The following is an 18,837-nucleotide window of genomic DNA, read 5'->3' on the forward strand; positions in this document are numbered from 1 at the left end:
TCCCCCGGCCGGACCGCGCACGCGACGCCAAAACGCACGAGGCGGGCCCCCGAAGGGACCCGCCTCGTGTCAGCGAGCTGTCCGGCCGGCTCACCCGAGGGCGAGACGTCCGGAGGAGATCACTTGAGGGTGACGGTGGCACCGGCGCCCTCGAGGGCCTCCTTGGCCTTGTCGGCCGTCTCCTTGTTGACCTTCTCGAGGATCGCCTTCGGGGCGCCCTCGACGAGGTCCTTGGCCTCCTTGAGACCGAGGGAGGTCAGCGCGCGGACCTCCTTGATGACGTTGATCTTCTTGTCACCAGCGGCCTCGAGGACGACGTCGAACTCGTCCTGAGCGGCAGCCTCGTCGGCACCGCCCGCGGCACCGCCGGCGGCGGGGGCAGCGGCAACGGCGACCGGGGCGGCGGCGGTGACGCCGAAGGTCTCCTCGAACTGCTTCACGAACTCGGAGAGCTCGATGAGGGTCATCTCCTTGAACGCGTCGAGGAGCTCGTCGGTGGTGAGCTTCGCCATGGTGGCGGTTCCTTTCTCAGGTGGTCGGCCCGCTACGTCAGCGGGAAGACCGGGGTTTCAGGTGGTGGTGACGCCGGGGCCTCAGGCCTCGGCGGTGTCGCCCTCGTCAGAGGCGGCCGCGTCCGCGTCGTCCGCGGCGGGAGCCTCGTCAGCGGGGGCCTCGGCCTCAGCGGCCGGAGCCTCCTCGGCGGCGACCGGCGTACCGGCACCACCTGCGAGGATCGAGGGGTCCTCCTGGGCCTTCGCCTCCAGGGCGCCGGCGAGCCGGGCAGCCTGGGCGAGCGGGGCGTTGAGGAGGTAGACGGCCTGGCTGAGCGAAGCGAGCATCGCGCCCGCCATCTTGCCCAGGAGCACCTCACGCGACTCGAGGTCGGCAAGCTTGCCGATCTCCGCCGCGTCGAGGAGCGCGCCGTCGAGAACGCCACCCTTGATGACCAGGGTGGGGTTCGCCTTGGCAAAGTCACGCAGACCCTTGGCAGCCTCGACGACGTCGCCCTTGATGAAGGCGATGGCGGTCGGGCCGGTGAGGAGCTCGTCGAAGCCCTCGATGCCCGCCTCCTTGGCGGCGAGCTTGGCCAGCGTGTTCTTGACCACGGCGTAGTTGGCGTTCGCACCGAGGGAGCGGCGCAGGTTCTGCAGCTCCTTGACGGTGAGACCGCGGTACTCGGTCAGCACAGCGCCTGCGGACTCGCTGAAGGACTCAGCGATCTCCGCGACGGCGGCCTGCTTGTCTGCCCGCGCCATGGGTCTCCTTCCGGATGGGGACCACCGCGAAGATCTCGTCGAAATGACGAACGCCCCGAGCGCAGGCGCTCAGGGCGTGGACCGCGCACGTCGAGACGTGCTGGGCTTTGCTCTGATCCCCTGCGCAGGCCGTCCGCCTCGCGGCGGAACCTTCGGTCAGGGCTCGGAGCCCGGACGACCGGCGGTCTTAAGGTTTCAGTGGGAAACGGTACGGCGCGCCGCCCGGCTGAGCCAAATCGCGGCGCCGCCGGATCCCGGGGAGCGGGAGCCGCGGCGCGCGCCGTCGTCCGCGATGCCGACGATGCGCCCATGACGATCGACATCCCCGCCACCGTCGCCCGCTACCTCGCCCGCGTCGCCGACGCCGCGAGCGGCGCCGACATCGCCGCCCTGTACGCCGACCACGGCACCCTCGAGGACCCGGTCGGCTCCCCCGCCCTCAAGGGCACCGGCGAGATCGCCGCCTTCTACGACGCGCTGGCCGGCCTGGAGCGGCGCACCGAGCTGCTCGCGCTGCGCGTGTCCGGCAACGAGGCGGCCTTCAGCTTCCGGGTCGTCACCGGCTCCGGCGCCGAGCAGGCGACCATCGAGCCGATCGACGTGATGACCTTCGACGAGGAGGGCCGGATCACCAGCATGCGGGCGTTCTGGTCGCCCGCGGACGTGCGGATCGGCTGAGTCCCGGCCCTTCGTCGGCCCTTCGTCGGCCCTTCGTCGGCCCTTCGTCGGCCCTTCGTCGGCCCTTCGTCGGCCCTTCGTCGGCCCTTCGTCGGCCCTTCGTCGGCCCTTCGTCGGCCCTTCGTCGGCCCGCGGTCCGCACAGAGGGCGGACCGGGGGCGCGCGCGGCGCGCGGACTTGGCACGATGGTCCCCGTGACCACCTCCGCCGCGCCGCTGTCCGCCCTCTCTGCCGACGACCTCGCCGCACGTCTCACGACGGTCCGCGCGGCGTACGACGAGCTCAAGGCGCAGGGCCTCAAGCTCGACCTGACCCGCGGCAAGCCGGGGGCCGACCAGCTCGACCTGTCCAACGGGCTGCTGACCCTGCCCACGACGTACCTCGACCGCTCGGGCACCGACACCCGCAACTACGGCGGCCTCGAGGGCCTGGCCGAGATCCGCGAGATCTTCGCCGACCTGCTGGGCGTCGACGTCGCGAGCGTCGTCGCCGGCGGCAACTCCAGCCTGACGATGATGCACCAGGTGCTCACCGCGCTGCTGCTCAAGGGCGGCCCCGACTCGCCGCGGCCGTGGGGCCAGGAGCCGGTCGTGAAGTTCATCTGCCCGGTGCCCGGCTACGACCGCCACTTCACCATGCTCGCCGAGCTCGGCATCGAGATGCTCAGCGTCCCGATGACCCCCGACGGCCCCGACCCGGTCGCCGTCCGCGCGCTCGTCGCCAACGACCCGAGCGTCAAGGGCATGTGGATCGTGCCGACCTACGCCAACCCGACCGGCGCGGTCTGCTCCGCCGAGGTCGCCGCCGAGCTGATGGCGATGCCGACCGCCGCCCCGGACTTCCGGATCCTGTGGGACAACGCCTACGCCGTCCACCACCTCACCGACGTCGAGACCAAGAGCGCCGACGCGCTCGGCCTCGCCGCGGCGTCCGGCCACCCCAACCGGCCGATCATGTTCGCCTCGACCTCGAAGATCACCTTCGCCGGCGCCGGCGTCGCCGCGCTCGCCGCCTCGCCCGAGAACAAGGCCTGGTACCTCCAGCGCCTCAACTTCGCCGCGATCGGCCCCGACAAGATCAACCAGCTGCGCCACGTCGAGTTCTTCGGCGACGCCGACGGCGTCCGCGCCCACATGCGCAAGCACCGCGCGCTGATCGCCCCGAAGTTCGCCGCGGTCGAGGACGCCCTCTCCTCGCGGCTGACCGGCCTCGGCATCGCCACCTGGACAGTCCCGACCGGCGGCTACTTCGTCAACCTCGACGTGCTCGACGGCACCGCCTCGCGCGTGGTCGCCCTCGCCAAGGAGGCCGGCATCGCGCTCACGCCCGCCGGCTCGGCCTACCCCCACGGCAACGACCCGGACGACCGCAACATCCGGCTCGCGCCGACGTACCCGGTGCTCGACGAGGTCGTCCTGGCGATGGCCGGTGTCGCGGTGTGCGTCGAGCTCGCGGCGCTGGAGAAGCTCAGCGCCTGACGCTGCTGCAGGAATCCCCGCTTCAGCGGGGATTCCTGCGCTTCCTGCCCGTTGCAACCGTCAGGAAGCGCAAGTTTCCGTCAGGAAGTACGCCGCACGAACGGCGTCAGGTACAGGGCCGTGAGCGGCCCGATGTCGAGCGGCGGACCATCGGGACCGTCTCCGGCGATCTGCGCCGGCACCGCGACCGGCGGCTGGCCGGCCGCCAGCTGCAGCACGAGCAGCGACACGTGCTCGGACTCCGATCCGGCGAGGTCGCCGGTCCACTCCAGGTCGCTCGTCGCCTGCTCCCCCGGCGCGAGCCGCACCGGATCCTCGGGGTCGTCGGACGTGCCCCGGCCGACCTCGTTGACGAAGGTCGTGCCCCAGGCGCCGCGGGCGCCGATGCCGGGCACCCCCTCGAGCACGCACGCCCGCTCGCCCGCGTTGCGGACGACGACGCGCGAGTAGCGGTGTCCGAGCGAGGAGTCCCAGCCCTCGAGGCTCACCGCGACCTCGTCCGGGGCGCAGTGGTCGTCGCCGGACGCCGTCGCGCGGGTGCGCAGCAGCGCCGTGAGCGCGGCGTCGTCCAGCTCGGCGTCGGGGACCGGCGCGGGGCCGTCCGGGCTCTCGTCCCAGCCGGGTGAGAGCTCCTCGAAGCCGGGCGCGGCCGTGGTGAGCGTCGGCCCGGCCGGCTTCCCCGCCCCGGGGCCGGGCCCGGGGCCGGCGGAGCAGGCGGAGCAGGCGGAGCAGGCGGCGAGGGCGACGAGCACGGCGAGGGGTCCGAGAGCGCGCAACACCCGGCTCACCCTAGAAGGCTCGACAAAAGCACGACGCCCGCCGTCCCCGAGGGGTACGGCGGGCGTCGGCGCTGAGATGTGCCTGGATCAGGCCTCGTCCTCGACCGCGACGTTCTTGATGCGGTTGGGGTCGACCTGGACGCCGGGGCCCATGGTCGTGGAGACGGTGACCTTCTTCAGGTAGCGGCCCTTGGAGCTGGCCGGCTTGAGCCGCAGCACCTCCTCGAGGGCGGCGGCGTAGTTCTCGGCGAGCGCCTGCTCGGAGAAGGACGCCTTGCCGATGATGAAGTGCAGGTTGGCGTGGCGGTCGACGCGGAACTCGATCTTGCCGCCCTTGATGTCGGTCACGGCCTTGGCCGGGTCCGGCGTCACGGTGCCGACCTTCGGGTTCGGCATGAGGCCACGGGGACCGAGCACGCGGCCGAGGCGGCCGACCTTGCCCATCAGGTCCGGGGTCGCGACCACGGCGTCGAAGTCGGTCCAGCCGCCGGCGACCTTGTCGATGAGCTCGTCGCCACCGACGAAGTCGGCGCCGGCCTCACGGGCGGCCTCGGCCTTGTCCGCGACGGCGAACACGAGGACGCGGGCGGTCTTGCCGGTGCCGTGGGGCAGGTTGACCGTGCCGCGGACCATCTGGTCGGCCTTGCGGGGGTCGACGCCGAGGCGGAACACGACGTCGACGGTCTCGTCGAACTTCTTCTTGCTGGCGGACTTCGCGATCTTGATCGCGGCGAGCGGCGCGTGGAGCTCGTTCTTGTCGAACGTCTCGGCAGCCGCGCGGTAGGTCTTGCTGCGCTGCATGATGATCCTCTGCTTTCAGGAGATGTGGTCAAAAGGGCCAGCGCGGCCCTCCCACGTGTCGGTGCTTACTGTCGAGCTCGCAAGCTCGCTCGATCAGGCACCCTCGACGGTGACGCCCATGGAGCGGGCGGTGCCCTCCACGATCTTCATGGCGGCGTCGATGTCGTTGGCGTTGAGGTCGGGGAGCTTCGTCGTGGCGATCTCGCGCACCTGGTCCTTGGTCAGCTTGCCGACCTTCTCCTTGTGCGGGACGCCCGAGCCCTTCTGCAGGCCGGCGGCCTTCTTGATCATCTCCGCGGCCGGCGGGGTCTTCGTGATGAAGTCGAAGGACCGGTCCTCGTAGATCGTGATCTCGACCGGGATGACGTTGCCGCGCATGGACTCGGTCTGGGCGTTGTACGCCTTGCAGAAGTCCATGATGTTGACGCCGTGCGGACCGAGGGCGGTACCGACCGGCGGAGCCGGGGTGGCCGAGCCGGCCTGGAGCTGCACCTTGACCAGCGCGGCGATCTTCTTCTTGGGAGGCATTCCTGTGCCCTCACTTTCTTCTCGTGGTCATGACGAGGCGTACGTCGTGCGCCTCTGCCACCTGCGTCGTCCGGCCATCGGCCGGGCAACCCAGACATTCTTCCCCGCGAACACGGGGACGGCGAAATTCCGGCCCGAGGCGGGCCGAGGAGTCAGACCCGCTGGATCTGGCTGAAGCTGAGCTCGACCGGGGTCTCGCGGCCGAAGATCTCGACCAGCGCCTTGACCCGCTGGGCCTCGGCGTTGATCTCGGTGATCGTGGCGTGCAGCGTGGCGAACGCGCCGTCGACGATGAGGACCGAGTCGTTGATGCCGAAGTCGGCGACCTCGATCGGCTTCTTGGCCGGAGCGGCGACCGCGCCACCACCGGTCGTGGCCGCGGCGGCCTCGGCCTCGGCGGCGGCCTCCTCGAAGGCCGGCTTGAGCCAGTGGATGACCTCGTCGATCGTCAGCGGCACCGGCTGGTGGCTGTGGCCGACGAAGCCGGTCACCGACGGCGTGTGGCGCACGGCGGCCCACGACTCGTCGGTCAGCTCCATGCGCACGAGCAGGTAGCTCGCGTACCGGCGCTGCTTGACCATCTTGCGCTGGCCGTTCTTGATCTGGGCGACGTCCTCCTCGGGGACGACCACCTCGTAGATGTAGTCCTCCATGTTGAGGGAGTGGACGCGGTTCTCCAGGTTCTGCTTGACCCGGTTCTCCATGCCCGAGTAGGTGTGCACCACGAACCAGTCGCCCGGCTTGGACCACAGCTCGCGGCGGAACGCCTCGAGCGGGTCCACGTCCTCGGCGGGCTCGTCGGCCTCGTCCTCGTCGGTGGTCGCGTCGGTGGTCGCGTCGGTGATCTCGCCGGTCATCTCGTCGACGGTCTGGTCGTCGTCGATCGCCGCGATCTCGTCGGCGCCGTCGACGTCGACGGTCTCGTCGCCGTCGTAGGTCTCCTCCGCCTCGAGCTCGGCGGCGGTGTCCTCGGCGTCCTCGACGTCGGCGACGTCGTGGGCCGCCTCGGCGAGCGCCTCGTCAGCCTGGGCCGGGTCGTCGTACTGCTCGGACACGTGCTGCTCCATCGGTTGTCGTTCGGGGATCGACGACGCTCGGGCGCGGACGCCCGGGGCCGTTCTCAGATGTTGTCGCCGCCGGTGAAGATCTCGAACGCGAGCTTGCCGAGACCGAGGTCCAGCACGGACACGAGCGCGATCATCACGATGACGAAGACGATGACGACGATGAAGTAGGTGCTCAGCTGCTCGCGGGTCGGGTAGACCACCTTGCGGAGCTCGGCCACGACCTGGCGGTAGAACGTCACCGGTCCGGTGCGCTTGTCAGGGTGCTTGCCGCCGGAGGAGTCCTTGCGGCCCCCACGGACTGCCGGAGCATCCGCCACGCCGATCACCCTCTCCTTCTACCGCCGGTCGCCGACCAGCTGTGTCGTCATCTCTTGCAGGGCACGAGGGACTTGAACCCCCAACCTTCGGTTTTGGAGACCGATGCTCTGCCAGTTGAGCTAGTGCCCTCCGTATGTCTCCTCCAGCCTGTCACGACCTGGTTCAGGGCGCGAACGACCATGTGGAAGATCCACCAGGGGATGAGTCTACGCATGCATCCCACCCGCCACCAAAGTACGAGGTGCCTGGTTGCCCTCGACGGCGGCCGCCGGCCCCTCCCCTACGATGGCCGCGTGCGGGATCTCAAGGCGTTGCCCAAGGCCCATCTCCACCTGCACTTCACCGGCTCGATGCGCCACGCGACCCTGCTCGAGCTCGCCGAGCGCGACGGCATCCACCTGCCCGACGCGCTGGTCACCGAGTGGCCGCCGCACCTGACCGCGGCCGACGAGAAGGGCTGGTTCCGGTTCCAGCGCCTGTACGACGTCGCGCGCTCGGTGCTGCGGACCGAGGACGACGTGCGCCGGCTGGTGCGCGAGGCCGCCGAGGACGACGTCGCCGACGGCGGCCGGTGGCTGGAGATCCAGGTCGACCCGAGCGGCTACGCCGCGCGCTTCGGGGGGATCACCGCCTTCACCGACCTGGTGCTCGACGCGGTCCGCGACGCCTCCGAGCGCACTGGGCTCGGCATCGCCGTCGTCATCGCCGCCAACCGCACCCGGCACCCGCTCGACGCGCGGACCCTGGCCCGCCTCGCCACCCAGTACGTCGACCGCGGCGTGGTCGGCTTCGGGCTCTCCAACGACGAGCGCCGAGGCCGGACGTCCGACTTCGCCGGCGCCTTCGCGATCGCCGAGCGCGCGGGACTCCTGCTCGCGCCCCACGGCGGCGAGCTGCGCGGCCCCGAGCACATCCGGGTGTGCCTCGACGCGCTGCATGCGGGCCGGCTCGGGCACGGCGTACGGGCCGCGGAGGACCACGACCTGCTCGCCCGGATCGTCGACGCGGGCGTCGCCCTCGAGGTGTGTCCGGTCTCGAACGTCGCGCTGGGCGTCTACTCCGACCTCTCCTCCGTGCCGCTGCCCACGCTGCTCGAGGCGGGCGCGACGGTCGCGCTGGGCGCCGACGACCCGCTGCTGTTCGGCTCGCGACTGGCCGGGCAGTACGCCACGATGCGGGCCGCGCACGGCCTCGACGACGCCCAGCTCGCCGAGCTGGGACGGATGTCCTTGCGCGCCAGCCGGGCCCCCAAGGACCTCGTCGACCAGGCCCTCGCCGACATCGACGCCTGGCTCGCCACGCCCTGACGCCCTTCCGCCGTCACCGGGCGCGGGGCAGGATGGGGCCATGAGCGGCCTGACCTACGAGCCCTACCGCCCCGCGCGGCCGGTGCGGGTCGGACGGCCGCACCCGCAGGCCGTCACCGCGATGGTCTTCGCAGTCGCCGGGCTTCTCGGCGTCCTGGTGCCGCCGCTGCTCATCTTCTCGCCGCTCGCGGTCCGGACCGCGCTGCGCGCCAAGCGCTCACTGCGCCGCGACCCGGAGGCCGAGTACGCCGGCGCCGGGCTCGCCCAGGCCGCCCTCGTCGCCGGCATCGTCGGCTGCGTGGTCGCGGCGCTGCTGCTCGTCGCGCTGGTGGCGGTGGTCGGTCTCGTCGCCTGGCTGGTCACCTCGGTGCTGTGACCCTGCCGCGGCCTTCGAGCCGCGTCAGAGCGTGCAGCCGACGAGCACCGGCTCGTTGACGAGCTCGATCCCGAAGCGCGCGCGGACGCCGTCGCGCACCTCCCGGGCGAGCGCGAGCAGCTCACCGGCGGACGCGCCGCCGCGGTTGGTGAGCGCGAGCGTGTGCTTGGTCGACAGCGAGACGCGGGCGCCGGGCCGGTCGAGGCCGAAGCCCTTGCCGAAGCCGGCGTGCTCGATGAGCCACGCGGCGCTGGTCTTCACCCGGCCGTCGGCCTGCGGGTACGACGGCGCGCCCTCGGGCACGCTGGCGGCGTCGACGAACGGGTTGGTGAAGAACGAGCCGGCGCTCCACGTGTCGTGGTCGTCGGCGTCGAGGACCATGCCCTTGCCGCGCCGCAGTCCGAGGACCGCATCGCGGACGTCGGCGAGCTGCGCGCGCTCGCCGAGCTCGACGCCGAGGGCCCGGGCGAGCTCGGCGTAGGCCACGGGCGCGGAGAGCGTGCCGGGCGTGAGCTCGAAGGTGACGTCGAGGACGAGATGGCGGCGGGGGTCGGCCTTGAACCGCGAGTGGCGGTAGGAGAAGAGGCACTCCTCGCCGGTGAAGGTCCGCATCCCGCGCAGGACGCGGTCCCAGACGCGCACCGAGGAGATCGTCTGGGCGACCTCCTGGCCGTAGGCGCCGACGTTCTGGACCGGCGTCGCGCCGGTGGTGCCGGGGATGCCGGACAGCGCCTCGATGCCTGTCCAGCCCTCGGTGACGGCGCGCGCGACGAAGCCGTCCCACGGCTCGCCGGCCGCGACCGTCACCGCCACTCGGTCGTCGTTCGCCCCGGCGACGACGTCGACGCCGCCGCCGGTGAGGTGGACGACCGTGCCGGCGAAGCCCTCGTCGGCCACGACCAGGTTGCTGCCGCCCCCGACCAGCAGGACCGGCTCGCCCGCCGCGTCCGCCTCCGTGACGGCGGCGACGAGCTGGTCGGCGTCCGCGACCGGGACGTAGCGGGTCGCGGGACCGCCCAGGCGCAGGGTGGTGAGCTCGGCGAGGTCAGGCACGCACGGACACCTTGGGCGCGCCGAGCACCTTGGTGCCGTCGCAGGTGATCTCGAGGGCGAGGGTGAGCAGTCCGGCGTCCGTGCGCTCGCCGACCGTGCCGGCCACGGTGACCCGCGCCGCGCCGTCGGCCGGCACCACGACCGGCGCGACGAACTTCGCGCCCAGCTCGACGACCTCGGCGCCGTCGGTCCACGTCCGGACCGCGCGCCCGACGAGGGCGAGGGTGTACATGCCGTGGGCGATCACTCCGGGCAGGCCGACCGCGAGCGCGATCGACTCGTCCTGGTGGATCGGGTTGTGGTCGCCGCTGGCGTGGGCGTAGGCCACGAGGTCGGCGCGCGTCACGTCGTAGGTGATCGGGTCGAGGGTCGCGCCCGCGGTCAGGTCCGTCATGCCGCACCTCCGCGGTGCACGAGGGTCGCGGTCGCCGTACACACGACGGCGCCGGCGCCGTCGACGATCTCGCTGGACGTGCTGATGATGTCGTTGCCGCCGATCGAGCGGACGCCGGTCACGGTGAGCGTCGCGGTCAGCTCGTCGCCGACCACGACCGGCCGCGCGTAGCGGAAGCGCTGGTCGCCGTGGACGATGCGCGAGAGCTCGATCTGCTCGCTGGCGAGGAAGTCCTGCAGGGCGGCGAAGGTGACCACGATGGGGAAGGTCGGCGGCACGGCGTCGCCGGCGTCGCCCCCGACGGCCGTCGAGAAGGCGTCGACGGCCTCCGTCGTGACGGCCAGGGGCTCGGTCGGCGGGAACGCGCGCCCGACCAGGGAGGCGTCGATCGGCATGGGCCGACCCTAGTGCGCCGCGCTTGCTACTCGCGAGTCGGTGGAACGACGACGGCCCGCGCTCCCCCCGAGGGGGAACGCGGGCCGTCGGAGCGCTGGTGGCGCTGGCGTTCAGCGGGTCTCGCGGTGCGCGGTGTGCTTGCGGCAGCGCGGGCAGAACTTCGACAGCTCGATGCGGTCGGGGTCGTTGCGGCGGTTCTTCTTCGTGATGTAGTTGCGCTCCTTGCAGTCCACGCACGCGAGCGTGATCTTGGGGCGAACGTCGCTGCTCTTGCTGGCCACAGGAAGTCCTTTGTCGATGGTGGTGGTGCGGTACTCGGTAGCGGGAACGGGGATCGAACCCGTGACCTCACGATTATGAGTCGTGCGCTCTAACCGTCTGAGCTATCCCGCCACGTGAGGAGGGCGCCCTCCGCACTTCCCGCCCCGAGTCCTCGGGTGGTCAGTGCGGGCGGCGCCCCATCTCAGAGCCCCTTTACGGAATCGAACCGTAGACCTTCTCCTTACCATGGAGACGCTCTGCCGACTGAGCTAAAGGGGCAACGACGCAGAACGATACACGCGCGCTCGGGTGGTGCGAAATCGGCGGCCACTTCGCGATCCGAGCGGGGTTTCCGGGCTCCTGCGGGCCGGAGTCGTGTGCCTGAGAACCCCTGTACACGGGTTCTCAGGCACACGACTCCGCTCGCGCGATCAGCCCTGGATCCGAGCGAACGGAGCCGCCTGCTCCAGCTCGTAGGCCAGCTCGATGAGCATCGCCTCCTGGCCCGTCCCGGCCCCGAACATCATCCCCTGTGGCAGCCCGCCCGAGGTGAGCGCCAGCGGCAGCGACACCGCCGGGGCGCCGGTGATGTTCTGCCACGGCGTGAACGCGACCCAGTCGAGCAGCTTGTCGATGATCGTCTCGTAGTCCTGGGTCGGGTCGAGGTGACCGACCTTCGGCGTGGAGGTGGCGAGGGTGGGCGTGAGCGCGACGTCGTACTTCTCGTGGAAGAGCTCGGCCTGCGCGCTCGTCCGCTTGAGCCGGGCGATCGCCCCCGGCACTCGGTGCAGGTTGCGGCGGGCATGGCGGGCCAGGCCGAGGGTGAGGTTGTCGTGGCGGGCGCGGTCCCAGGTGCGGCCGTGGAAGGCGCGGCCGGTGGTGAGCATGGCCTGCGACAGCAGCGCCCAGTAGAGCAGGAAGTCGTCGGCGAAGGACGGCCCGACCGGGACCTCGGACTCGGTGACCGTGTGGCCGAGGTCCTCGAGGAGCGCGGCGGTGCGCTCGGTCAGGGCCTTGGTCTCGGCGTCGGCGCCGCGGCCGACGCCGGAGGTGTTGAGGGCGATCCGCAGCCGCCGCTTGATCGGGCGGGTCAGGTCGCCGACCGGGGGCAGCTCGAGGTTGCGGTAGACCTTCTCGGCCTCCCGGTAGAACGCGGCGGTGTCGCGCACCGACCGGGTGACGACGCCGTCGGAGACGATCCGGATCGGCATGTCGCGGAAGAGCCGGTCCTGGGCGAGCCGGCCGCGGGTGGGCTTGAGACCGACCAGACCGTTGACCGCGGCCGGGATCCGGATCGAGCCGCCGCCGTCGTTGGCGTGCGCGAGCGGTACGGCGCCCGCCGCGACCAGCGCCGCCGACCCCGAGCTCGACGCGCCCGCGGTCCGCTCGGTGTCCCACGGCGTCCGCACCGCGCCCAGCCGCGGGTGCTCCGCCGAGGCGCTGAAGCCGTACTCGGACAGCTGCGACTTGCCGAGCGGGATCAGCCCGGTCGCGAGGTACATGTCGGCGAACTCGCCGTTCTTCTTCGCCGGCCGCGGCTCCCACGCGTCGGTGCCGGAGCGGGTGGGCATGCCGGCGACGTCGACGTTGTCCTTGATCAGCGTCGGGACGCCGGAGAAGCAGCCGGGGCGCGGCGTCCGCGCCCCGTCGCGGGCGCGGTCGAAGGCCTCGTAGGCCATCGCGTTGAGCTCGCCGTCGACCGCCTGGACCCGCGCGACGGCGGCGTCGACGGCCTCCGTCGCGGAGAGCTTGCCGGCCGAGAGGAGGTCGGCCAGGCCGACCGCGTCGAGGTCGCCGAGGGCATCGTCGGTGAAGGCGTGCACGCGCATGGCGGTCACGCTAGCGCGTCGTTCGGCCCCGGAACGTCCGACCAGGGTCGGAAAGCCGGGTCAGAAGAGGACGAGCGCCAGCACCGGCACGAGCAGGCTGATCGCGAGTGCCGAGAGCCCCATCGCGAGACCCGCGAAGGCGCCCTCGGTCTCGTCCTCGCGCAGCATCCGCGAGGCCCCGACGCCGTGCGACACCGCGCCGACGGCGAGCCCGCGGGCACGACGGTCGCGGATCCGCAGCAGGTTGAGGACGGTGGGCCCGACGATCGCGCCGACGATGCCGATGCTGATGGTGAACACCGCCACCAGCGCCGGCACTCCCCCGAGCGCATCGGTCACCGCGATCGCCACGGGCGTCGTGGCGGCCTTCGGCGCGAGCGTCTTCTCCAGCGCCGTGTCGGCCCCCAGCGCGCGGGCCAGCAGCACCGCGGACGTGATCGAGACGGCGGCGCCGACAACGATCGCCACGAGCATCGGTACGACGAACCCGCGCAGCCGGTCCGCCTGCCGGTGCAGCGGCACTGCGAGCGCGACGGTCGCCGGCCCGAGCCAGAACGCGATCAGCTCGGTGGCGCTGCGGTAGTGCGGGTAGTCGACGCCGAGCACGCTGATCGCCGTCCCCGCGACGACGATCGCGACGAGCACCGGCTGGACCAGCGCATGGCTGCCGGTGCGGTGCTGAAGCCACCGCCCGAGCTGGTAGCCGCCGAGAGTGATCGCCAGCAGGGCCAGGGGCGATCGGGCGACCTCGAGGACGCTGTCGGTCACGACGACTCCGGGGCGAGGTCGTCGCGCGGCCGGCCGAGCAGCCGCTCCAGGGCGACCGCCGTCCAGCCCACCACGACCAGGCCGAGCGCCCAGGAGCCGAGCATGGCGACGGTGATCGGCAGCCAGTCCCGGCCGAGGACGCCGAGATAGGCGACGACGCCGACGCCCGCCGGCACGAAGAACAGCTGCAGGTGCCGCAGCAGCGCACTGCCCGCGCGGACGATGGACCCGCCGTCGCCGTACCGTCGGGCGCGCAGGAAGCAGAACAGCAGCAGCATCCCCATCACCGAGCCGGGGATCGGCAGGTCGGCGACCCGGACGATCAGCTCGCCGACGAGCTGGAAGGCGACCAGCCAGGTGACCCCGGCGATCAACGCCGTTCCTTGAGGCGGGCATTGGGCAGCCCGGGCGCGGGGATCGGCTTGAGCGGCTGGTCCGGTACGACGCCGAAGCGGCCCGGCGCCACCTGGCGGCTGTCGGGCACCACCTCGCCCGAGGGGCCGGTGATCTGGGCCTGCCACGCGGCCCGGTAGTCGACGACCTCCTCGTGCGTGCGGCCCACGAAGTTCCACCACATCACGATCGACTCGCCGAACGGCGGCCCGCCGAGGACCAGCAGCCGCGCGCCCTCGTCGCCCGCGACCAGCTCGATCTCCTCGGAGCCCGTGGGCACATAGGCGAGGTCGGCGACCTTGGCGTCGACACCGCAGACGCCCACGCTGCCGAGGTCGACCAGCACCCCGTGCTCGTACGACGCGTCGACCGGCACGCGCAGCGACGTACCGGGATCGAGCACGAGCTCCGCCCCCAGCAGCGGCGTGAACGTCTTGACCGGCGAGCTGTCGCCGAGGAGCGAGCCGAGGAAGACGTGCGCCCGCCAGCCCTCGCCGCTGATCTCCTCGGGCGCGTAGTGCTCGAAGCCCGGGTCGGTGTCGCGGTCGGCGTCCGGCAGCGCCACCCACAGCTGCGCGCCGTGCAGGACCGTGGTCCCCGGCGTCGACACCTCGGAGTGGCTGATACCCCGGCCGGCCGTCATCAGGTTGACCTCGGCAGGGCGCACCATCGCGACATTGCCCGCGCTGTCGCGGTGCTCGATCTCGCCGGTGAACAGCCAGCTCACCGTCTGCAGACCCGTGTGGGGATGGGGGGCGACCTCCATGCCGCCGCTCTCGCTGACCAGGTCGGGGCCGTAGTGGTCGAGGAAGCACCAGGCGCCGATGAGCGAGCGGTGGCGCTGCGGGAGCGTCCGTCGTACGGGCATCGCGCGGGGGCCGCCGAGCGGCACCTCCCGCGGCTCCATCAGCTCCACTCCGCTGGCCTCGCGGCCCTCGCAGATCACCTCGTCGGGCTTGGCATCCGGGTTGCTCACAGCCCCCATCCTTCCGCGCCCGTCAACCGTGCCGTGGGCCAGGGTTCACCCGTCGCCGCAAGGGTGTCCCCGTGCGCATCGCCCAGCTGGCCAACTTCGTCGGGGCGACGTCGGGAGGGATGCGGACGGCGATCGAGCAGCTCGGCCGCGGCTACGTCGCCGCCGGCGCCGAGCGCCTCCTCGTGATCCCCGGTCCGGTCGACGCGATCCGGACGACCGAGCTCGGCGACGTCGTCCAGGTCCGGGCGCCGCGGGTCGGCGGCGGCTACCGGCTGATCGTCGAGCCGTGGCGGGTGACCGACGTCCTCGAGCGGTTCGGCCCGACCAGTGTGGAGTGGAGCGACAAGCTCACGCTGCTCCCGGTGGCGTGGTGGGCCCGGCGCAACGGCGTCCGGTCGGTGCTGCTGTCGCACGAGCGGATGGGCGACATGTTCGCGATGCGCACCGGCCTCGAGACCACGTCGAAGGTCTCGATCGGCCTGCTCAACCGGCTGATCGTGCGCAGCTTCGACACGGTGGTCGTGACCTCGTCGTACGCCGAGGGCGAGTTCCGCGCGGTCGCCGACGCGGCCGGCTGTCCGGTGGCGCGGGTGCCGCTCGGCGTCGACCTGTCCACCTTCCAGCCGGTGCGGACGGGCGCGAGCGGAGGCGAGCTGCGGCTCGTCCACGCCGGGCGGCTCTCCCGCGAGAAGTCGCCACATCTGGCCGTCGCCACCGCGGTCGAGCTGCACCGGCGCGGCGTCCCGCTGCGCCTCGACGTCTACGGCGAGGGCCCGCATCGCGACGAGCTCGAGGAGCTGGCGGGCGACGCGCCCGTCCACTTCCACGGGTACGTCGACGGCCGGGCCGCGCTGGGCGAGCGGCTCGCCGCCGCCGACATCGCCCTCTCCGTCTGCCCCGGCGAGACCTTCGGGCTCGCCGTCCTGGAGGCCCTGGCGTGCGGAACGCCCGTCGTCACCGCCGACCGTGGCGGCGCGCGCGAGCTCGTCGACGCGAGCTGCGGCGCCTGGGGCCCGGCCGATCCGGCGTCCCTGGCCGACGCGGTGCTGCGGCTGCTCGCGCTGCCCGAGGCGTCCCGTCGTACGGCGGCCCGGCGGCGGGCCGAGCGGTACGGCTGGGACCGCACGGTCGCCCGGATGCTCGCGCTGCACGCGGGCGACCGGGCCGGCGTCCTCAGCGCCTGAGCGGCTCCGGCTCGCGCTCGGCGGGCGGGGCGAGCGGCGGGACGATCCGGGCCACCCGCTCGCGTGCCTTCGGGGTCAGCAGCAGCACCGGGAGCAGCAGGACGACGGTCATGCAGCCGATCACGATGGCGTAGTAGGCGCCGTGCAGCGAGGAGTCGAGCGGCGCGACCAGCCCCAGCAGCAGCGAGACCGCCACGAGCGCGCCGGCCGCGTGGCGCGGGAGTCGCCGGGTGGCGAGGAAGGGCGGCAGGAGCAGGAAGTACCAGAGGTGCACGACCGGCGAGAGCACCACGAAGGCGCCGCCGACGGTCGCGACCGCCGCGAGCGCCGTACGACGTGAGCCGGTCTCCCACCGCAGCGCGACCCAGCCACCGATAGTGAGCGCGGTCAGCAGGCCGAGCGCCCGGACCAGGTCGCGGAAGAGCGCCGGATGGGTGCCGATACCGAGATGCAGCGCGAGCCAGTCGAGGACGCCGCCGACCAGCGTCGTCGCGGACAGGGGCGTGTTGACCTCGCCGGGGACGGTGAGCGCGCCCAGCCAGCCGTTGCCGATGCCGGTGACGACCCCGAGGCCGACCAGCGTGGCGACGGAGACCGCGCCGACGGACGCGATCCGGCGCAGGCGGGCGACCACCGTGGCGCCGTACGGGAGGGAGAAGAGGACGATCCCCACGCACACCAGCCCGCCGGGGACCTTCACGCCCGCCGCGACCCCCGCGAGCATCGCCCCCGCCACCCAGCCGCGCTCGACGCCGACGACGAGCGCGGCCGCCATCAGGCCGACCATGAGCAGGTCGTTGTGCAGCCCGGCGACGCCGTTCGCCATCATCAGCGGCGAGACGAGGACGAGCGCCGCCGCGACCGCGGGGTTGGCACCGCCCCAGACCGCGAGCCTCGGCACCGCCCAGGCCAGCAGCGCGAGGCCGATCAGCGCGAATCCGCGATGCGCGATCACCAGCAGCCACGGGTTCCCGGTGATGCCCGCGACGATCCTGCCGAGGAACACCGGCACCGGCCCGTACGGCGTCGCGGTGTCCCACCACAGCGGATCGACCGCCTGCACGATGGGCGGACCGGTGAGCCAGCCGGGCAGTGGCAGGAAGGTGTCCGGGGCGAGGGCTCCCGGCCCCGACTCGTACGGCGAGAGCCCCTCTCGCGCGAGCATCCCCTGCGCGGCGTACGACCAGCCGTCGCGCGAGAACAGCGGTGGCGCCAGGAGAAGCGGCGCCGTCCAGGCGAGTGCGGCGACCCGCGCCAACGCCACTCCCGCGGCGGGATCGGCGGTGTCGCGATCGCCCACCGCGACCGTCCGGCACAACCGCAGCCACGCGTTCGCGAGCAGCCCCAACCCCACCAGAACCACCACCAGACCGGCCATCCGGCCGACCTCGAGCCCGCGCAGCAGCTCGAGCGTGCCGAGCCGCAGGACCGGCGTCGACGGCGGAAGGGTCGCGGTCACCAGGCCTCCGAGCAGGACCAGGACGCTGCCGAGCGTTCCGCGAGCGATCACGGCCGCACGCTAGGCATGTCCCGCGTCACCGGGACGTCGCCGGATTGAACCCCGGGACAACGGGGCAAGAACGCCGCAAAGCCCCGCTCGGAGGCACTTTTCAGCACTAGGGTGCTGATATCCCCGGTGCGAGCGCACCACTCGATTTCGAGGAGATCCACATGTCGTACAACCAGCCGCCTCCCCCGCCGCCGCCGGGTGGTCCGGGCGCCCCGCCGCCCCCGCCGGGTGGCTACGGCGGCCCGCAGCCGGGCTTCGGCGGTGCTCCCGCCGGCATCCCGCGTCCGGGCGAGCTGCTCAACCGGTTCGTGGCCCGCCTCATCGACCACGTCATCCTGGGCGTCGTCTACGCCATCCTGTGGGGGATCAGCAGTGCGATCTTCCTGCAGGGCTTCTACCACTCCACCGGCGAGTGGTTCCTGTTCTACCTGTTCCTGACGGTGATCGGCACGGTCATCAACCTGGCCTACTTCGGCTGGCTGGAGTCCAACCGCGGCCAGACCGTCGGCAAGATGGTGATGAAGCTGCGGACCTTCGGGCCCGACGGCGTCAGCAACCCGACCATGGAGCAGGCGCTCAAGCGCAACGGCTATGTCGCGCTGAACATCATCAGCGTCGTCCCGCTGCTCGGCCCGATCCTGGCCGGCCTGGCCGAGCTCGCCGCGATCGTCTACATCGCGGTGACCCTCAACAGCGACGTGCCCAACCACCAGGGCTGGCACGACAAGTTCGCCGGCGGCACCCGGGTCATGCAGATCGGCTGACCTGGCCCGTACCCGACGGGACGTCCTCGCGAGGGGACGTCCCGTCGGCGTTTTCGAGGAGATCGACCCGGCAGAAGTTTCCGCCGGGTCAGTGCATTGCGCGAGCTGGTTTGTGCCGGGTCGATGCATTGCGCGAGCCGGTTTGTGCCGGGTCGGCGCATTTTGCGAGCCGGTTTGTGCCGGGTCGGCGCCGGATCACGCCGGAAGAAAGAACACGTTCTAGGCTTCCCCCCATGGGCATGCTCACCCCGGTCGCGATCAAGCTCGGCTCCTACCCCTGGATGCCGAAGCTCCTCCCCCAGATCACCTGGACCGACAAGCACCTCCAGCGCCTGACCAACCGCCGGGTGAGCCTGGTCGGCCTGGCCGGGCTGCCGAGCCTGCTGCTGACGGTGAAGGGTCGCAAGAGCGGGATCCCGCGCTCGACGCCGCTGCTGTGCGTGCCGTGGCAGGGCGGGTGGCTGATCGCCGGGTCGTCGTTCGGGGCGCCGAAGCCGCCGGTCTGGTCGGGCAACCTGCGCGCGGCCGAGACGGTCGAGGTCGACTACCACCGCCGCCACCACGTCTGCACCTGGCGCGAGCTGACCGGCGAGGAGAAGGACCGGGCGTGGGCCCACATGCGGACCGTCTGGCCCAACTACGACAAGTACACCGAGTGGACCGACCGGGTCATCCCGGTGTTCCTCCTCACTCCGCAGTAAGGACAGCCTTGCTTTAGTCT

At 72.2% G+C, this 18,837-nt stretch carries 23 protein-coding genes and 3 tRNA genes; 7 read left to right on the forward strand and 19 right to left on the reverse strand.

Annotated elements, in window-relative coordinates; genetic code table 11:
- Positions 1-119: 119 nt before the first annotated feature.
- A complete protein-coding gene (gene rplL / locus AB4880_RS06895; protein ID WP_367918479.1) occupies positions 120-512 on the reverse strand; it encodes a 50S ribosomal protein L7/L12 in 393 nt (130 codons plus the stop codon).
- A gap of 81 nt (positions 513-593) precedes the next feature.
- Positions 594-1,256 carry a 50S ribosomal protein L10 gene (gene rplJ / locus AB4880_RS06900; RefSeq protein ID WP_367918480.1) on the reverse strand — a complete coding sequence of 221 codons (663 nt, stop codon included), beginning with the start codon at positions 1,254-1,256 and terminating at the stop codon, positions 594-596.
- A 309-nt stretch (positions 1,257-1,565) separates the two neighbouring features.
- Here rplJ and AB4880_RS06905 point away from each other — a divergent pair, with 309 nt between their 5' ends.
- Positions 1,566-1,934, forward strand: coding sequence for a nuclear transport factor 2 family protein (locus AB4880_RS06905; RefSeq protein ID WP_367918481.1), 369 nt, complete (start codon positions 1,566-1,568; stop codon positions 1,932-1,934).
- Positions 1,935-2,119: 185 nt separating this feature from the next.
- Entirely contained in the window at positions 2,120-3,412 is a 1,293-nt protein-coding gene (locus AB4880_RS06910) for an aspartate aminotransferase type Ic (protein ID WP_379228463.1), read from the forward strand.
- Positions 3,413-3,492: 80 nt separating this feature from the next.
- On the opposite strand, the gene AB4880_RS06915 is transcribed toward AB4880_RS06910, so the two are convergent.
- The 6 genes from AB4880_RS06915 to AB4880_RS06940 form a co-directional block, all read right to left on the reverse strand.
- Positions 3,493-4,191: a DUF4232 domain-containing protein gene (locus AB4880_RS06915; RefSeq protein WP_367918483.1), complete on the reverse strand. Its 699-nt coding sequence runs from the start codon at positions 4,189-4,191 to the stop codon at positions 3,493-3,495.
- 87 nt (positions 4,192-4,278) lie between these two features.
- Complete coding sequence (gene rplA, locus AB4880_RS06920; RefSeq protein ID WP_367918484.1) at positions 4,279-4,992, reverse strand: 50S ribosomal protein L1; 714 nt, start codon at positions 4,990-4,992, stop codon at positions 4,279-4,281.
- Positions 4,993-5,085: 93 nt separating this feature from the next.
- Positions 5,086-5,520 (reverse strand): 50S ribosomal protein L11, encoded by a 435-nt coding sequence (gene rplK, locus AB4880_RS06925; protein ID WP_367918485.1) that lies wholly within the window; start codon positions 5,518-5,520, stop codon positions 5,086-5,088.
- A 152-nt stretch (positions 5,521-5,672) separates the two neighbouring features.
- Positions 5,673-6,587: a transcription termination/antitermination protein NusG gene (gene nusG, locus AB4880_RS06930; RefSeq protein WP_367918486.1), complete on the reverse strand. Its 915-nt coding sequence runs from the start codon at positions 6,585-6,587 to the stop codon at positions 5,673-5,675.
- A gap of 53 nt (positions 6,588-6,640) precedes the next feature.
- A complete protein-coding gene (secE, locus tag AB4880_RS06935; protein ID WP_367918487.1) occupies positions 6,641-6,904 on the reverse strand; it encodes a preprotein translocase subunit SecE in 264 nt (87 codons plus the stop codon).
- Positions 6,905-6,961: 57 nt separating this feature from the next.
- Positions 6,962-7,034: transfer RNA gene (locus AB4880_RS06940), tRNA-Trp, on the reverse strand.
- 164 nt (positions 7,035-7,198) lie between these two features.
- On the opposite strand from AB4880_RS06940, the gene AB4880_RS06945 reads away from it, so the two are divergent.
- The gene (locus AB4880_RS06945; protein ID WP_367918488.1) at positions 7,199-8,212 is read left to right on the forward strand and encodes an adenosine deaminase; all 1,014 of its coding nucleotides are present in this window, start codon (positions 7,199-7,201) and stop codon (positions 8,210-8,212) included.
- 40 nt (positions 8,213-8,252) lie between these two features.
- Entirely contained in the window at positions 8,253-8,588 is a 336-nt protein-coding gene (locus tag AB4880_RS06950; protein WP_367918489.1) for a DUF4190 domain-containing protein, read from the forward strand.
- Between the two features lie 24 nt (positions 8,589-8,612).
- On the opposite strand, the gene AB4880_RS06955 is transcribed toward AB4880_RS06950, so the two are convergent.
- The 10 genes from AB4880_RS06955 to AB4880_RS07000 all read right to left on the reverse strand — a co-directional run bounded on the left by AB4880_RS06955 (position 8,613) and on the right by AB4880_RS07000 (position 14,667).
- The gene (locus AB4880_RS06955) at positions 8,613-9,641 is read right to left on the reverse strand and encodes a UDP-N-acetylmuramate dehydrogenase (protein WP_367918490.1); all 1,029 of its coding nucleotides are present in this window, start codon (positions 9,639-9,641) and stop codon (positions 8,613-8,615) included.
- Positions 9,634-10,035, reverse strand: coding sequence for a MaoC/PaaZ C-terminal domain-containing protein (locus tag AB4880_RS06960; protein WP_367918491.1), 402 nt, complete (start codon positions 10,033-10,035; stop codon positions 9,634-9,636). Before AB4880_RS06960 ends, AB4880_RS06955 begins: the two co-directional genes overlap by 8 nt.
- A complete protein-coding gene (locus AB4880_RS06965) occupies positions 10,032-10,430 on the reverse strand; it encodes an FAS1-like dehydratase domain-containing protein (RefSeq protein ID WP_367918492.1) in 399 nt (132 codons plus the stop codon). The genes AB4880_RS06960 and AB4880_RS06965 overlap by 4 nt, the downstream gene beginning before the upstream one ends.
- Positions 10,431-10,541: 111 nt before the next feature.
- Positions 10,542-10,712, reverse strand: a complete 171-nt coding sequence (gene rpmG, locus AB4880_RS06970; protein ID WP_028654832.1) for a 50S ribosomal protein L33 — start codon at positions 10,710-10,712, stop codon at positions 10,542-10,544.
- Positions 10,713-10,750: 38 nt separating this feature from the next.
- A tRNA-Met gene (locus AB4880_RS06975) sits at positions 10,751-10,824 on the reverse strand.
- A 74-nt stretch (positions 10,825-10,898) separates the two neighbouring features.
- Positions 10,899-10,971: transfer RNA gene (locus AB4880_RS06980), tRNA-Thr, on the reverse strand.
- A 152-nt stretch (positions 10,972-11,123) separates the two neighbouring features.
- Positions 11,124-12,521: an amidase gene (locus AB4880_RS06985; RefSeq protein WP_367918493.1), complete on the reverse strand. Its 1,398-nt coding sequence runs from the start codon at positions 12,519-12,521 to the stop codon at positions 11,124-11,126.
- 60 nt (positions 12,522-12,581) lie between these two features.
- Positions 12,582-13,289 (reverse strand): LrgB family protein, encoded by a 708-nt coding sequence (locus AB4880_RS06990; RefSeq protein WP_367918494.1) that lies wholly within the window; start codon positions 13,287-13,289, stop codon positions 12,582-12,584.
- Entirely contained in the window at positions 13,286-13,663 is a 378-nt protein-coding gene (locus AB4880_RS06995) for a CidA/LrgA family protein (protein ID WP_367918495.1), read from the reverse strand. Before AB4880_RS06995 ends, AB4880_RS06990 begins: the two co-directional genes overlap by 4 nt.
- Positions 13,660-14,667, reverse strand: a complete 1,008-nt coding sequence (locus AB4880_RS07000) for a pirin family protein (protein WP_367918496.1) — start codon at positions 14,665-14,667, stop codon at positions 13,660-13,662. The genes AB4880_RS06995 and AB4880_RS07000 overlap by 4 nt, the downstream gene beginning before the upstream one ends.
- A gap of 62 nt (positions 14,668-14,729) precedes the next feature.
- On the opposite strand from AB4880_RS07000, the gene AB4880_RS07005 reads away from it, so the two are divergent.
- Complete coding sequence (locus AB4880_RS07005) at positions 14,730-15,842, forward strand: glycosyltransferase (RefSeq protein ID WP_367918497.1); 1,113 nt, start codon at positions 14,730-14,732, stop codon at positions 15,840-15,842.
- On the opposite strand, the gene mptB is transcribed toward AB4880_RS07005, so the two are convergent.
- A complete protein-coding gene (mptB, locus tag AB4880_RS07010) occupies positions 15,832-17,352 on the reverse strand; it encodes a polyprenol phosphomannose-dependent alpha 1,6 mannosyltransferase MptB (protein WP_367918498.1) in 1,521 nt (506 codons plus the stop codon). The genes AB4880_RS07005 and mptB overlap by 11 nt on opposite strands.
- Positions 17,353-17,513: 161 nt before the next feature.
- Between mptB and AB4880_RS07015 the strand changes: the two genes are divergently transcribed.
- Both AB4880_RS07015 and AB4880_RS07020 read left to right on the forward strand, forming a co-directional pair.
- Positions 17,514-18,116 (forward strand): RDD family protein, encoded by a 603-nt coding sequence (locus AB4880_RS07015; RefSeq protein WP_367918499.1) that lies wholly within the window; start codon positions 17,514-17,516, stop codon positions 18,114-18,116.
- 233 nt (positions 18,117-18,349) lie between these two features.
- Positions 18,350-18,817, forward strand: a complete 468-nt coding sequence (locus AB4880_RS07020; RefSeq protein ID WP_367918500.1) for a nitroreductase family deazaflavin-dependent oxidoreductase — start codon at positions 18,350-18,352, stop codon at positions 18,815-18,817.
- The last annotated feature ends 20 nt before the right edge of the window (positions 18,818-18,837 follow it).

It is taken from the genome of Nocardioides ginsengisoli, assembly GCF_039537225.1.
Lineage (GTDB): Bacteria > Actinomycetota > Actinomycetes > Propionibacteriales > Nocardioidaceae > Nocardioides > Nocardioides ginsengisoli.

Coding starts and splice junctions, on each gene's coding strand:
- rplJ (WP_367918480.1), bottom strand. CDS start 1,256: ATGGCGCGGGCAGACAAGCAGGCCGCCGTCGCGGAGATCGCTGAGTCC.
- AB4880_RS07020 (WP_367918500.1), top strand. CDS start 18,350: ATGGGCATGCTCACCCCGGTCGCGATCAAGCTCGGCTCCTACCCCTGG.
- AB4880_RS06905 (WP_367918481.1), top strand. CDS start 1,566: ATGACGATCGACATCCCCGCCACCGTCGCCCGCTACCTCGCCCGCGTC.
- nusG (WP_367918486.1), bottom strand. CDS start 6,587: ATGGAGCAGCACGTGTCCGAGCAGTACGACGACCCGGCCCAGGCTGAC.
- AB4880_RS07000 (WP_367918496.1), bottom strand. CDS start 14,667: ATGGGGGCTGTGAGCAACCCGGATGCCAAGCCCGACGAGGTGATCTGC.
- rplK (WP_367918485.1), bottom strand. CDS start 5,520: ATGCCTCCCAAGAAGAAGATCGCCGCGCTGGTCAAGGTGCAGCTCCAG.
- rplA (WP_367918484.1), bottom strand. CDS start 4,992: ATGCAGCGCAGCAAGACCTACCGCGCGGCTGCCGAGACGTTCGACAAG.
- AB4880_RS06960 (WP_367918491.1), bottom strand. CDS start 10,035: ATGACGGACCTGACCGCGGGCGCGACCCTCGACCCGATCACCTACGAC.
- AB4880_RS06985 (WP_367918493.1), bottom strand. CDS start 12,521: ATGCGCGTGCACGCCTTCACCGACGATGCCCTCGGCGACCTCGACGCG.
- AB4880_RS07015 (WP_367918499.1), top strand. CDS start 17,514: ATGTCGTACAACCAGCCGCCTCCCCCGCCGCCGCCGGGTGGTCCGGGC.
- rplL (WP_367918479.1), bottom strand. CDS start 512: ATGGCGAAGCTCACCACCGACGAGCTCCTCGACGCGTTCAAGGAGATG.
- AB4880_RS06965 (WP_367918492.1), bottom strand. CDS start 10,430: ATGCCGATCGACGCCTCCCTGGTCGGGCGCGCGTTCCCGCCGACCGAG.
- AB4880_RS06910 (WP_379228463.1), top strand. CDS start 2,120: ATGGTCCCCGTGACCACCTCCGCCGCGCCGCTGTCCGCCCTCTCTGCC.
- AB4880_RS06950 (WP_367918489.1), top strand. CDS start 8,253: ATGAGCGGCCTGACCTACGAGCCCTACCGCCCCGCGCGGCCGGTGCGG.